General features: G+C 56.4%; 17 protein-coding genes. 1 reads left to right on the forward strand and 16 read right to left on the reverse strand.

Annotation, left to right across the window (positions count from 1 at the left end):
- Nucleotides 1-664: 664 nt before the first annotated feature.
- The 16 genes from GX444_10240 to GX444_10315 all read right to left on the reverse strand — a co-directional run bounded on the left by GX444_10240 (nt 665) and on the right by GX444_10315 (nt 10,915).
- On the reverse strand, nt 665-1,549 hold the full coding sequence (locus GX444_10240; protein ID NLH48968.1) for a cation transporter: 885 nt from the start codon (nt 1,547-1,549) through the stop codon (nt 665-667).
- A complete protein-coding gene (locus tag GX444_10245) occupies nt 1,546-2,316 on the reverse strand; it encodes a sulfite exporter TauE/SafE family protein (protein NLH48969.1) in 771 nt (256 codons plus the stop codon). The genes GX444_10240 and GX444_10245 overlap by 4 nt, the downstream gene beginning before the upstream one ends.
- A gap of 12 nt (nt 2,317-2,328) precedes the next feature.
- The gene (locus GX444_10250; protein NLH48970.1) at nt 2,329-2,949 is read right to left on the reverse strand and encodes a tRNA CCA-pyrophosphorylase; all 621 of its coding nucleotides are present in this window, start codon (nt 2,947-2,949) and stop codon (nt 2,329-2,331) included.
- A gap of 142 nt (nt 2,950-3,091) precedes the next feature.
- Nucleotides 3,092-3,841, reverse strand: coding sequence for a Crp/Fnr family transcriptional regulator (locus GX444_10255; GenBank protein ID NLH48971.1), 750 nt, complete (start codon nt 3,839-3,841; stop codon nt 3,092-3,094).
- A 26-nt stretch (nt 3,842-3,867) separates the two neighbouring features.
- Nucleotides 3,868-4,659: an arsenite methyltransferase gene (locus tag GX444_10260; protein NLH48972.1), complete on the reverse strand. Its 792-nt coding sequence runs from the start codon at nt 4,657-4,659 to the stop codon at nt 3,868-3,870.
- A 15-nt stretch (nt 4,660-4,674) separates the two neighbouring features.
- Nucleotides 4,675-5,733: an ACR3 family arsenite efflux transporter gene (gene arsB / locus GX444_10265; GenBank protein ID NLH48973.1), complete on the reverse strand. Its 1,059-nt coding sequence runs from the start codon at nt 5,731-5,733 to the stop codon at nt 4,675-4,677.
- A gap of 11 nt (nt 5,734-5,744) precedes the next feature.
- On the reverse strand, nt 5,745-6,158 hold the full coding sequence (locus GX444_10270) for an arsenate reductase ArsC (GenBank protein ID NLH48974.1): 414 nt from the start codon (nt 6,156-6,158) through the stop codon (nt 5,745-5,747).
- 344 nt (nt 6,159-6,502) lie between these two features.
- The gene (locus tag GX444_10275; protein ID NLH48975.1) at nt 6,503-6,916 is read right to left on the reverse strand and encodes a hypothetical protein; all 414 of its coding nucleotides are present in this window, start codon (nt 6,914-6,916) and stop codon (nt 6,503-6,505) included.
- A 2-nt stretch (nt 6,917-6,918) separates the two neighbouring features.
- Nucleotides 6,919-7,398 (reverse strand): thioredoxin family protein, encoded by a 480-nt coding sequence (locus tag GX444_10280; protein NLH48976.1) that lies wholly within the window; start codon nt 7,396-7,398, stop codon nt 6,919-6,921.
- Nucleotides 7,395-8,093, reverse strand: coding sequence for a cytochrome c biogenesis protein CcdA (locus tag GX444_10285; protein NLH48977.1), 699 nt, complete (start codon nt 8,091-8,093; stop codon nt 7,395-7,397). The genes GX444_10280 and GX444_10285 overlap by 4 nt, the downstream gene beginning before the upstream one ends.
- The gene (locus GX444_10290; protein ID NLH48978.1) at nt 8,094-8,495 is read right to left on the reverse strand and encodes a hypothetical protein; all 402 of its coding nucleotides are present in this window, start codon (nt 8,493-8,495) and stop codon (nt 8,094-8,096) included. It lies immediately after the preceding gene.
- Entirely contained in the window at nt 8,492-8,731 is a 240-nt protein-coding gene (locus GX444_10295) for a thioredoxin family protein (GenBank protein NLH48979.1), read from the reverse strand. The genes GX444_10290 and GX444_10295 overlap by 4 nt, the downstream gene beginning before the upstream one ends.
- 15 nt (nt 8,732-8,746) lie before the next feature.
- Nucleotides 8,747-8,977: a thioredoxin family protein gene (locus tag GX444_10300; GenBank protein NLH48980.1), complete on the reverse strand. Its 231-nt coding sequence runs from the start codon at nt 8,975-8,977 to the stop codon at nt 8,747-8,749.
- A gap of 12 nt (nt 8,978-8,989) precedes the next feature.
- Entirely contained in the window at nt 8,990-10,159 is a 1,170-nt protein-coding gene (locus GX444_10305; GenBank protein ID NLH48981.1) for a permease, read from the reverse strand.
- 67 nt (nt 10,160-10,226) lie between these two features.
- A complete protein-coding gene (locus GX444_10310) occupies nt 10,227-10,538 on the reverse strand; it encodes a winged helix-turn-helix transcriptional regulator (GenBank protein NLH48982.1) in 312 nt (103 codons plus the stop codon).
- Nucleotides 10,539-10,720: 182 nt separating this feature from the next.
- Nucleotides 10,721-10,915, reverse strand: coding sequence for an N-acetyltransferase (locus GX444_10315; protein ID NLH48983.1), 195 nt, complete (start codon nt 10,913-10,915; stop codon nt 10,721-10,723).
- Nucleotides 10,916-11,014: 99 nt separating this feature from the next.
- On the opposite strand from GX444_10315, the gene GX444_10320 reads away from it, so the two are divergent.
- Nucleotides 11,015-12,364, forward strand: a complete 1,350-nt coding sequence (locus tag GX444_10320) for a sigma 54-interacting transcriptional regulator (protein NLH48984.1) — start codon at nt 11,015-11,017, stop codon at nt 12,362-12,364.
- The last annotated feature ends 77 nt before the right edge of the window (nt 12,365-12,441 follow it).

The following is a 12,441-nucleotide window of genomic DNA, read 5'->3' on the forward strand; positions in this document are numbered from 1 at the left end:
AACATCACTCTATCAGGTGTCTCGCCTTCAAAGGGGGTCAGTATGCTCCGGCCTCCGTCCGTCGCAACCGCAACACGACCCAACATCACTCTATCAGGTGTCTCGCCTTCAAAGGGGGTCAGTATGCAGTCCCGCTCTCTACTCCGCGCGAGAGTCGAAATGACCAAAAATGCAAGGCCAGTAACCCCTTGAAAAAATAAGCACTCTCACAACCGTGACGAGTTGGACGAAGTCACGACGATTTAGAGAGGGAGAGAGAAAAAGGGCGTTTTTCGGGGCAAATGTGGGGTTTTCGGGGGTTAGCTCGTCACGCTTGGGAAGCCCTCGCCAAGTCGCCAGTCCAGCCGAACAGCGCGATAAACAAAAGGAAAAACGAAAGGCCGAGTCCCGGGTTTGGGTCGGCCTTTTTTGCTCAGAGAGCGGTTAGGAAAAGGGTCGTGGTGGAGCAAGCGTGACTGGTATCGAAATGCCGGTGAATATAGCGTAAATGCTATTATAGCCTACCCAGTTGAATATAAACACTATTTGGCCGCATGATGATTTTTTGGACTCTGCATTGCTTGCAATACCGCATGCAAGAACCCCCTCTGGCAGAAGCAGGACACCATGATCAAAGCAAATTTTAGTGGATTATTTCCTTTAGCGGCAAGCGGGCTTCACTCATTTAAGGGCAGCCGGTTCTCGCTCCTTCTTGGCCGCATAAGTCGTCCAACTCGATCTGAATCGTGGTGTGTCGAATATTGAATTCGGCCGCCAGCAGGCTGTTTACCTTTCGGATCATGGTGTCCGTGGTAGCGGCATCGCGGTTTATACACACATGGCATGAAAGGAATATCTCGTTCGAGTCTACAGACCAGATGTGCAACCCGTGCATGCCGTTGACTCCTACCAGTCCGAGAACGGCGGCACGGACGCGTTCAGGATCGATGCGATCCGGCACGGCCTGCATGAAGACGCGGAGGCTCTGTGAGATCACTCCCCAGGTGCTCCAGACCATCATCACCACGATCCCGATGCTAATAGCCAGGTCCAGCCAATACCAAGGTTTGAACAGAATTACGACGCCCACAAGAACGACGCCCACGGAGGACATGGTATCGAAAAGGAGATGCAAGAACGCCGCCTTGAGGTTCAGACTTCGCTCGCGATCCCGGTGAAGAACCAGAATGGAAAAAGCATTTCCGAACAAGCCGACCAAGGCAACCGGGATGAGAATTCCCGTGTCGATATTCACCGGATGCAGAAAACGGACGATGGCCGCGCGGACAATGACGCCGCCGATGCCCAAAAGCGCCAGCGCGTTGACCAGTGCCACGAGAATTTCAAAGCGGCGCAGTCCGAAACTGAAGCGCGCGCCTGGTTTCCATTCCGAAACTTTCTCGCCCGCGTACCCCAACAAAAGCGCCAACACGTCGGAAAGGTTGTGCCCCGCGTCTGAAAGAAGCGCAAGACTGCCGGACAGGACTCCGGCGACATATTCCACGATGGTAATGATGACGTTGAAGAAGGTGACCAGAAGCAGTCGGCGCTTGCTCAGACCTTTTTTCATTTCAACACCCCCAGCAGCCGGAGGGCGATCTCGCCTGCGAAGAACCACATGATGAAGGCGAAGGCGATCTTGACGAATTTCGGACTAGCTTTGACCGTGACATACGAACCGAAGGTGGAGCCGATGACGCAGGCTATCGACGTAATCCCGATCAGGCGGTAATCGACGGGTCCGAGGGCAAAATGCCCCGCCGCCCCCACCAGGGAACTCACCGTGACGATCAGAGCGTTGACCCCGGCGCCCATCTGCGCGGGGTATCTCATATAGAGGATGAGGAACGGGAAAATGATCAGTCCGCCGCCGACGCCGATCAGGCTGGAAAGCACTCCCACTCCGAAGGACATCGCGATGACGAGCGCAATGACCCTCGGCGTGAATTGCCGCAACACCTGACCGGCTTTTTCCTTGGCCGAGCGGATCATCAGGATGCCGGCCGCGACGAGAAACACCGAGAAGATGCCCAGAAGAAGTTCCTTCGGCGCCTGATTCGAAAGCATCGCGCCGAGCAACGAACCGACCACGGTGCCAGGCAGAAAGATCAATGTGAACTTGTAGTCCACGAGCTTGTTGCGGGCGAAGACGAGGGTCGCCACGAAGGCCGTCACGAGGTTCAGGAAGAGCGCGGTGGAGATGGCGCCGCCGATCTCCAGACCGAGCATGACCAGCACGGGCGTATAAAGCGAGCCGCCCCCCTTCCCGAACATGGAGAAGACTCCCGAAATCGCCAGGATGGACAGGAAGGCGACGATGGTGAATGACGTGCTCATGGTCCCCTCTCTTTACTTCCCTTCGGCCGACGCCTTCTCGTAACAAGGGATGCAGACCTTTTTTTCACCCAGCGGGCGGCCGTAGCCTTCCACCGTCATCTCTCCGCAACGGTCGCAAACGAACCCGGCGAAGGAGTCGTGCTTTTTCGGCGGCTCGTAGTCGAAGACCTCGCCGACGTTCAAAAGCATTTCGTCCGGCGCGGCCATCACTTTTTGGACCAACGGTTCAACGGTTTCGTCGGGGACCTTCGACGCGGGGATGCCCTTTTCGCGGTACTTCTTGAAAAAGTCCGTTTGCTTATTGGCGAGCATGGCCTCGGCCTTGGGGGTCACCCGAACGGCCCGTTTGGTCGCCACGTCCACCAGGGTCACGCCCCACTTGCCGTAGTGCAGCTTTTTGATGTTGCCCTTGCCGAACGTGCAGCCGGTGATCATCTGCACGCCGTCCGCGAAGCACGTCGCGCAATGGTCCTCGCCGAGTTCGATGAGGGCGAGAAGTTGGCCGTCGGTCGCCCGCCCGACGCCGAGTTTGTTCATCGCCGCCGCACCGACACGCAGCCCCATCGGCATGGCCGGGCACTTGTGGCCGTGAAACTTCTGTCCCATCGCCAGGAATTCTTTCGGATCGATCATGATGCGTCTCCTTTCGACGTGTTGCCGGCGGGATCAGGGCCGCCGATATTCAGCCTCCTGCATCAGGAGGCTCTCTTCTCACGCGAAAAAAATAGCAACAGGGATTGCGGCGGGCATTGACGGCGGTCAATCGGTGCTTGATTTAGAGAAGAATCGCACTGGCGGTTTGCCTGAGCGCATCAGGATCCAGAACCTGGAATCGGTTCGCGCCGAGCCGATGCAGGATGTTTTTCCGGACAAGATCCGTGATGTTTCTGGAAAAGCTCTCAGGAGTAATGCCGATCAGGGCGGCAAATTCACGGGAAGATTGCGGAAGGATGATCACCGTGGTTCCCATCGAAAAATCAGAGTCGGGCAACAAGGAGGCAAGTGCGGCGGCGACTTTCGGCAGCGTGCCCTTGCTCGACATTCGTTCAATTTGATCGAACGCTCCCCGCAGTCGTCTGGCGAGATGTTGCAAGAGAACGACCGCTACATCAGGATCTTTTTTCATGACCCCTAGCAATAAGGACCTGGGCATGACTTGCGCCTCTGAGTCCTCCAAAGCCTGGGCGTATGCGGGATAAGGCCCGCCATCCAGAAAGGGCATGAAACCGAAAACCGTTCCTGGCCCAAAGATGTACAAGGTCACCGTTTTGCCGTCGGGCAATAAGCGATAGATTTTCACAGAACCCGATTCGAGGGCAACCAGCATCCCGTCGGTTTCGCCCTCTCTCCAAAGAAGCTGCCCCGCCTTGAAATGCTTGCGGGAAAGATACGGCTCCAATAGCTTCTTCGTTTCATTGGCGACATCTCCGCCAAAATGATGGTGCAATGTCTCTGAATTTTCCCTGCTCAATTCATCCTCGCCAACATGGTCGGATGGAAAATATTCTATTGTGAATTGGTCCATCCATAGGGTAATTCCCCAATATTACATCATGGTTTAGTTGCCTGGATGATCGCCGAGGCCACGTATTCTTCCGCACCGGAACCAGGGAACCAATCTGCAATTATTGAGCGGCTTTCGGGCTTGACTTCGATCCGCACGTTGGCAAACCCAACCTCTTTGAGAATGCGTATTACGTCTTCCACGGTCGCTGCACCAGCAACGCAACCGCACAGCAACGCGGCGTCCTTTATAAGGTGTTCAGGCAGCCGCTTGGTCGCGAGGACATCTGAAATAGCGAGTCGTCCACCGGGTTTCAGGACGCGATACGCTTCCGCAAAGACCGCTGGTTTGTTCGGCGAGAGATTAATGACGCAATTCGAAAGAATTACATCCACGGAATTGTCGGCCACGGGTAGATGCTCGATCTCGCCTAGGCGAAACTCAACATTAGTGACCCCGCTTTCTTGGGCGTTCTCCCGCGCCTTGGCCAACATTTCGGGAGTCATGTCCACGCCAATCACACACCCGTTCGGTGCGACCGCCCGCGCCGCGATAAAGCAATCAAAACCGGCACCAGACCCTAGGTCCAGCACTACCTCACCGGGGGTAAGTTCGGCGACAGCCTGCGGGTTGCCGCAACCCAGGCCGAGGTTCGCTCCATCCGGTACGGCGTCTAGCTCGTTATTGCCATAACCCAGCTTGTGGGCTTGGTCCTTGGGTGAAGTGACCGGCTCTTCACAACAGCCTGTCGAAGGACCGCAGCAGCAACTGCTCTGAGACGAAACAATGCGACCATAGTTCTCGCGAACGGTCTGCCTGATCTTCTCATCGTCTTTCATATTGCACCTTTTCTTCTATGCGTTTGTGGTTGAATTGAAGTATTTTCGCTTGAACCAGAACGCCACGCTCACCAGGCCGATCATCACCGGCACCTCCACAAGCGGGCCGATGACCGCCGCGAACGCCGCGCCGTGATGAATGCCGAAGGTTGCGATGGCGACAGCGATGGCCAGTTCGAAGTTGTTCGAAGCTGCCGTGAACGACAGCGTGGCCGACCGCCCATAATCCGCGCCGACTTTCTTGCTCATGAAGAACGACACCACGAACATGACGACGAAGTAGACCAGCAGCGGGATCGCGATCCTTACCACATCGAGCGGAAGCTGCACGATGTATTCGCCTTTGAGGGAGAACATCACAATGATGGTGAATAGCAAGGCGATCAGCGTAATGGGGCTGATCTTCGGGATAAACTTTTTGTGGTACCAATCCTTATCCCTGTAACTGATCAACGTGAAGCGCGTGATGACCCCGGCGAGGAACGGGATGCCAAGGTAAATGAAAACGCTCTTGGCGATTTCACCGATGGTAATGCGGACGACCGCACCTTCGATGCCGAGCCAAGCGGGCAAAACCGTGATGAACCCGTAGGCGTACACCGAAAAGAAGAGCACCTGGAAGACGGAATTGAAGGCCACCAGGCCCGCCGCGTACTCCGGGTCACCCTTCGCGAGGTCGTTCCAGACGATGACCATGGCGATGCACCGGGCAAGGCCGATCAGGATGAGGCCGACCATGTACTCCGGCTTGTCGCGCAGAAACAGCACCGCCAGCGCGAACATCAGCACCGGCCCCACGATCCAGTTCTGCACCAACGACAGGGCGAGCACCTTCCAGTCGCGGAACACGCGGCCCATCTCCTCGTAGCGCACTTTGGCGAGCGGCGGGTACATCATCAGGATCAGCCCGATGGCGATGGGGATGTTCGTCGTGCCGACGGAAAACCGGTTCCAGAAACCCGCGACCGCGGGCCAGAGGTAGCCGGAGCCCACCCCGACGACCATCGCCGCGAAGATCCAGAGGGTCAGGTAGCGGTCGAGAAACGACAATTTCCTGGTGACGGATTCGGCCATCACGATTTTTCCTACTGCTGGATCAGGTACGCTTCCACTTGTTCGCGTATTTCGTCTCGTACGCGCCGGAAAACCGCAAGTTTTTCTTCCTCGGTTCCTTCCGCTTTGTCAGGATCATCGAAACCCAGATGTGCCCGCCGGACGCCGCCGAAAAACAACGGACAAGTCTCATTGGCGTGGTCGCAGAGCGTGATGACGAAATCGAAAGCTTGGTCGGCGAATTCGTCCATGTGCTTGCTGCGAGCGCTGGGGTGTTGGATACCTATCTCGGTCAAAGCGCGCAACGCCAGTGGATGAGGCGTCTTCGGATTCGTCCCGGCCGAGAATGCCTCGAAGCGATCACCCAGATCATGATTGACCAGCGCTTCGGCGAGCTGCGACCGGCAGCGATTCGAAGTGCATAGAAAAAGCACGCGCTTTTTCATGTTTGTTACCTCTCTTGCACCGCGGTAATTTTCCCCTCGGAAATCATCGCCGTCTTAACAAAGTCCCACACATGATGGTGCGCATAAAATCTTAGCAAGTCTTTGAGGTCTGGAAAACTTATCGCTCGGCCTCGGCAAAGGTTCGCGCAGGTATTGCAACCGACGACGCATTCCATCGGTCGGGCCACGACAGCCTTCTGCTGATCAGCCTGCCAATCGTAAACCTTTTTCCCGCAGTTCATGCACATTCCGCAACCGACGCATTTATCCGCGTCGAGAGTGGGAGACCACTGAACCTGCTCTCTGGGAACTCCTGCGAACCAAGGCATGGTTTTCCTCCTGGATTAAGGCATTGACGATAAAAGAGATTCGACCTGATCTTCTTTGAAAAATCCTTCGACTTTCGCCGCCACCCGCCCGTTTTGATCGAGGCCAAGCAGCACGGGCATGAAACCGAAGCTGGTGAGTCTTTCGTATCGGTCCAGTTCGGCGGGATTCTTCGCTACGTCCACCCGTTCAGGACGAATCACCCCTTGTTTTCGCGACAAAACACTTTCCAATACCGATTCGGCTTCAAGGTTTCGGTCTCGTTCGCATTGGCAGGCTTCGGAGTTGAATAGGTAGACTGCTCGCGACACAGGCCCTATTAGTTCGGATGATGGATCGGGTAGTGGCGCCGCCGCTTTTCGCTCACAGGCGATGAAAAAGAACCCAACCGTGATGATGGTCAGTAGGCGCGACGTTCTACGTGATCTCATAATCAATCCTTCACCAAGCCTAGCTCTCGCAACTTGGCCAGCATGTCGGCTTTGGAAGCGTAACCGGCATGCCGATACACTTCCTGCCCTGTTCCATCTAAATAGACCTGCGTGGGCATCATTTGGATTTTGTGCTCGGTCGCCAGTGCGGTTTCTCTTTCAAGATCGTTGAAACGCACAAGCACCTTCCCGGCCAATTCCGTATGCAACGCCTCCAGGTCGGGCGCCATTGCTTTGCACGGTTTGCACCACCCGCGGCCGAAGTCGAGCATCATCGGAAGTCCCTTGGCGCGATACTCGGCGATTTCAGGCGCAGCCGGTTGGTATTCGGCTTTCTTTGGCGCTGGCGCGGGAGTCGCGGCGGGAGCAGCGGCCACGGTCGTATCGTCGCCGGGCTTGCAGCCGCACGGCGTCGATAAGGTGAACGCATAGAGGGCGACCAGAGCAACCAACCCAAGGAACGGAAGAACCTTTCGTGTCATAGCAATCCCCTATAAGCGAAGTATGCGCCGACCGCGATGATCAGCATGCCCGCGACGCGGCGAAGAACATTCGTCGTCACGGTCAGTTTTTTGTTCTCGATGATCGACTTGGCCGCGCCCACGCTGGTCCCGGCAATCACGATCAACGTGCAATGACCCATGGCGTAGACAAGCAGCAGCAAGCCGCCGTAAACGACCGACGAGCCGCTACCCGCGATGTACGCCAGGAGCACCACCAGGATCGGCGCGGCGCAGGGAGCGGATACTATCCCGAAGAGAAGACCGAGCAGGAAGGCACCGAATCCACCCTTAACCTTCGGATTGATATTGAGCTGCGGGATCGGAATGTTGACGAGTCCCATAAGGTGAATGCCCATGACCAGGCACACCCCGGCGACGATCCAATTCCAGACGGATGAAACGGTGCCGAACAGCCTTCCCACCACGGCAGCGACTATGCCCATGCCGGTAAACATCGCCGAAAGGCCAAGGATGAAAAACAGGGAGAATACGAAGGCGCTTTTGGCCGATTTGATGTTCTGGCCTCCGGACACGAAGCCGATCGTCAGCGGGATCATCGCCAGCACGCAGGGATTGCTGGCCGTCAGAAGGCCACCGAGGAAGACGACAACCAACGCGAGCCAAGGGTTGGTGTGGATGTAGGCTTCCGCGTTGTTCATCAACGATTCAAGCATCTAGTTGACTCCCGTAATCAGACCGGCGTCGAACAACTTTTTAAGAACGTCATCGCGGCGCATCCGGCCTTGGATCTTGAGCAATTCAACCTTGTTCGCGCCAACGGCAAGAAAGGCCGGAAAGGTGAAGATTTGATATTGGCGGATGAGAGGATCGACGGTCTCCGGGCGAATGCCGTAATCTAGTTCCTGATATTCAACACCGGCGGCCAGGTGGTTCTGTACGAATCCCGCAATCGGCTTGGCGAAACTGCAGGCTTCTTGCTGGCACGGGCACGCGCCGGAATGAATCAGGAAATAGAGTGACACCTTCGGTTTCTCACCCGCATCGGAAAGAAGCGGCGACAAAAAGAAGGAGCACGACAGCAGTACTACCGCGATGACCAATGCTTGCTTCTTCATTTCGCACCCTGGATGAGTTGTTCGATCTTTTCAACCGACGGCAGCGGCTTGCCTTGATGGACGACTTTTTCATCCACGACGAGCCCCGGCGTCAGCGCCACATATTTGTGGATGCTGTCCATGTCGGTGAGATATTCGATTTCCGCCTGCAAACCCAGCTTTTGCAGGGCTTCCTTCGTGCGTTCAAGCATGGTCTTGCAGTTGACGCAGCCCGGACCCAACACCTTGATGTTCATGGCGTTCCCCTTTCGTTACTTGATGATCTTCTCCAGATCCTTGTCGCTAGGCACGCGACCTTTAATCTCAACCTTGCCGTCGATGACGACAGCGGGCGAAGTCATTAGCCCGTATGCCATCATCGCGTCGATGGATTCCACCTTGACGACTTCGTGCGGCAGACCGCGCGACTGGACAAACTTGCTGACGACTTCGAATGTCCGTTTGCATTTCGCACATCCGGGACCAAGAACCTCGATTTTCATGTTTTAGCCTCCTTAACCGACCAGTGCGCCGTACCCCATGCCCGCCACCGTGGACATGACGACGACCAGCGCGAAATAGACAATGGACTTTTTCGGACCGAGAACGCCGTAGATCACGATCATGCTCGGCAACGACAACGCCGGACCCGCCAGAAGCAGCGACAGCGCCGGTCCTTGCCCCATGCCTGATCCGATCAATCCCTGAAGGATCGGCACCTCCGTCAGCGTGGCGAAGTACATGAGCGCCCCGGCCATCGACGCGAACAGGTTTGCCCAGAGGGAATTGCCGCCGACAAGCGTTTCGATATAGCGGTTCGGGATGACACCCGTGTCCGTGCCCGCGCGCCCCAGCAAGAAACCCGCGACAAGGACGCCGCCCAGCAGAAGCGGCATTATCTGCTTCGTGAAATCCCAGGTTGAGTTGACCCACTCGCCCAACTCATCTTTCTGGAACCATTTCCACAGCATGACACCAAGGACTACCAAAAGGACAATGGTGATCGGCCAATGGACTCGGTAAACCGCATCCCAGAAACCGACCGGCTGCGACGATTTCCCCCACGCCGCGAAGATCAGGATGAAGACCATGACGGCCATGTAGGAAACAGTTTTCCAAAGCGGACGCGCTTCGTCGGGCACGGCGGCGAACATGTTGTTGGCTGCCTTCTCTTGCTCTTCTTTCCGAAAGATCGCCGCCATGATCAGACCGATCACCACCGAGAAAATCACCGCGCCGACGGCCCGCGCCAATCCGAGTTTCCAACCCAAAATGCGGGCCGTAAGGATGATCGCCAGCACGTTGATCGCCGGGCCGGAATAAAGGAAGGCGATGGCCGGACCCAGTCCCGCGCCGCGCTTGTGAATGCCCGTGAAAAGCGGCAGCACTGTGCATGAGCAGACCGCGAGGATCGCCCCGGAAACCGAGGCGACCGAATAGGCCAGCACTTTCTTCGCGTTCGCTCCGAAGTACTTCATCACCGATGCCTGGGAAACGAAAACGCTGATCGCGCCCGCGATGAAGAACGCGGGGACCAGGCAGAACAGCACGTGCTTCTGCGCGTAGTCCTGCAGCATCCAGAAGGCTTCCAGAATCGCGCCGCGCACGCGATCATTGGACAGCGGGATGAGGTACGCGCCGAGAAACGCCCCGATAAGGACGGCGAGCTTGGTTCTTTCTTTCATGAGTTTATCCTTAGCTTTTTGCCCAAATGGCTAAGACGATGGCGAAGAAAAAAGGCAGGTTTCCGGATCATGAGAGCCTCAATGCCTCGCGCCGCTGCTCGACAACCTGAGTGACGCAGCTGAAAAACCCGGCGATGCAGGTCACTTCCAGCCGGTAGAACACCATGCTGCCCTCCTTGCGGTCCTCCGAAACGATCCCGGCTTCTTTGAGTTGGCTGATGTGGCGGCTGACCGTGGCGTACTCGTGGCCGACCAGCGCCACCAACTCGGCGACGTTCTTCGGCCCCGCCTGGAGTGCGTCCACGATTTTCAGGCGGCTCGGATGACCGAGCGCCTTGAAGACCCGCGCCCGCGTCTCGTAGGTTCTGTCCTTGTCCATTCGATCGGACCTCCTCGGCGACATTTGCCGTTCCGAGCCGAAGCCGGAACGACTGCGATCATCACCGTCATTATGCTAAATGACTAAATATGTCAAGGAGGACCGACCGCGCCTCTTCGTTGCTTTCCGGAGTGATCTGGACGTCAGTTTTCGATTGATTCGCGCTCTCCCGGCCGGCTTTTTTATTTATTTAAGGATAATCCCTGGCGAATGAGCGCCGATCCGATGCCTCGGTTCTGCAACTCCGGCAACACGGAAACCGGGCCGAGCGCATACCAACTTTCGCTGCCGTCGGCGATGGTCACGGGCGAAAAGGCCACGTGGCCGACCACCTTTCCTTCTTCTTCGGCGACCAGCGAAATCGTCAGCGCCCCGATTCATGGAAAGGATAGTCGACGCGACCGGACTTCGAGTCGGCAAACTTCCTCCTGGATTGCATATTTGCAACCATCCCCTGGTCGCGTTACAATGTGGTCATGAAAAAGGATTTCTGGGAGCTGATTCTCAATTCCGTCGCCGACGGAGTATTCACGGTTAACGATGAATGGCGAATCACATCCTGGAACCATGCCGCGGAGGGCATTACCGGATTTTCCCGGGAGGAGGCGATCGGAAAACGTTGCCATGACGTGTTTCGCGCCAATGTATGCCAGGAGGGTTGCGTCCTACGGCGCACCCTGAAAACCGGTGAAAACATGGTGAACCTGCCAATCAACATTTTAACGAAAGATGGTTTGGAGAAACCAATCAGCATATCCACGGCGGTTTTGCGCAACAAAGGAAACGACGTGGTGGGCGGCGTGGAGACCTTTCGAGATCTTAGTGAACTGGAGAATCTTCGGCGCAGATTGCGTCAGGAATATTCCTTTCAGGACATCATCAGCAAAAACCACCGCATTCAGGAGTTTTTTCGGATCCTTCCCGATATCGCCGGGTCGGGTAGCACCGTTTTGATCCAGGGGCCGAGCGGCTCGGGTAAGGAACTGCTGGCTCGCGCCATCCACCACCTGAGCGGGCGAAAGGGCAAACCGTTCGTGGCGATCAATTGCGGCGCCCTCCCCGACACGTTACTGGAGTCGGAGTTGTTCGGCTATAAAGCGGGCGCTTTCACCGACGCGAAACGGGACAAGCCGGGACGATTCGCTTTGGCGAAAGGCGGTTCACTTTTTCTGGACGAGATCGGCGACATCTCGGCCGCCTTGCAAATCAAGCTACTCCGGGTGCTCCAGGAAAAAACATTTGAGCCGCTCGGGAGCGGTAAATCCGAGCGCGCCGACGTTCGCATCATCGCCGCGACCAACCGGGACTTACGTGAGGAAATGGCGCGCGGTCGGTTCCGGGAAGACCTTTATTACCGGCTCAACGTGTTGCGGATCGATTTACCCCCGTTAAAGGACAGAAAAGAGGACATCCCGTTGCTCGTCGATCATTTCATCGCTCGCTTCAACTCCGAAAAAGGCCGCGATATCGTCGGCATGACACAACGAGCGTTAGCAGCGCTCATGGCGTATGATTTCCCCGGCAACATCCGGGAACTGGGAAACGCCATCGAGCGAGCCTTCATCCTGAGCAAGAAAAAGTTGATCGACGTGGATTGTTTGCCGCCTGAAATTACCGGCGGTTCCGTGTTGTCGACGGATGCGCTGCAGGAAAGCAACCCGCTTAAAGTGGCCGAAGCCGAAGTCATTCGCCAGGCTCTGCACCGTTTCGAAGGGCATCGAGGCAAGACGGCCAAGGCCCTCGGAATGCACAAGACCACCTTGTTCCGCAAGATGAAACAATTGGGAATCGTCTATCCCAATCCGGTGCCGCCACTCCAACGATAATTGCATTTTCGCAATCGTTCGTGCGTCCTGGATTGCATAAATGCATCCTTCCAATCCGGATTGAAAAACCCCTCGCC

The organism is Myxococcales bacterium, from assembly GCA_012517325.1.
GTDB lineage: Bacteria > Lernaellota > Lernaellaia > Lernaellales > Lernaellaceae > JAAYVF01.

Excerpts from the sequence above, each read along its gene's own strand:
- GX444_10310 (NLH48982.1), bottom strand. The coding sequence starts at position 10,538 with ATGGACAAGGACAGAACCTACGAGACGCGGGCGCGGGTCTTCAAGGCG.
- GX444_10290 (NLH48978.1), bottom strand. The coding sequence starts at position 8,495 with ATGAAGAAGCAAGCATTGGTCATCGCGGTAGTACTGCTGTCGTGCTCC.
- GX444_10300 (NLH48980.1), bottom strand. The coding sequence starts at position 8,977 with ATGAAAATCGAGGTTCTTGGTCCCGGATGTGCGAAATGCAAACGGACA.
- GX444_10295 (NLH48979.1), bottom strand. The coding sequence starts at position 8,731 with ATGAACATCAAGGTGTTGGGTCCGGGCTGCGTCAACTGCAAGACCATG.
- GX444_10285 (NLH48977.1), bottom strand. The coding sequence starts at position 8,093 with ATGCTTGAATCGTTGATGAACAACGCGGAAGCCTACATCCACACCAAC.
- GX444_10245 (NLH48969.1), bottom strand. The coding sequence starts at position 2,316 with ATGAGCACGTCATTCACCATCGTCGCCTTCCTGTCCATCCTGGCGATT.
- arsB (NLH48973.1), bottom strand. The coding sequence starts at position 5,733 with ATGGCCGAATCCGTCACCAGGAAATTGTCGTTTCTCGACCGCTACCTG.
- GX444_10280 (NLH48976.1), bottom strand. The coding sequence starts at position 7,398 with ATGACACGAAAGGTTCTTCCGTTCCTTGGGTTGGTTGCTCTGGTCGCC.
- GX444_10240 (NLH48968.1), bottom strand. The coding sequence starts at position 1,549 with ATGAAAAAAGGTCTGAGCAAGCGCCGACTGCTTCTGGTCACCTTCTTC.
- GX444_10275 (NLH48975.1), bottom strand. The coding sequence starts at position 6,916 with ATGAGATCACGTAGAACGTCGCGCCTACTGACCATCATCACGGTTGGG.
- GX444_10305 (NLH48981.1), bottom strand. The coding sequence starts at position 10,159 with ATGAAAGAAAGAACCAAGCTCGCCGTCCTTATCGGGGCGTTTCTCGGC.
- GX444_10250 (NLH48970.1), bottom strand. The coding sequence starts at position 2,949 with ATGATCGATCCGAAAGAATTCCTGGCGATGGGACAGAAGTTTCACGGC.
- GX444_10320 (NLH48984.1), top strand. The coding sequence starts at position 11,015 with ATGAAAAAGGATTTCTGGGAGCTGATTCTCAATTCCGTCGCCGACGGA.
- GX444_10255 (NLH48971.1), bottom strand. The coding sequence starts at position 3,841 with ATGGACCAATTCACAATAGAATATTTTCCATCCGACCATGTTGGCGAG.
- GX444_10270 (NLH48974.1), bottom strand. The coding sequence starts at position 6,158 with ATGAAAAAGCGCGTGCTTTTTCTATGCACTTCGAATCGCTGCCGGTCG.
- GX444_10260 (NLH48972.1), bottom strand. The coding sequence starts at position 4,659 with ATGAAAGACGATGAGAAGATCAGGCAGACCGTTCGCGAGAACTATGGT.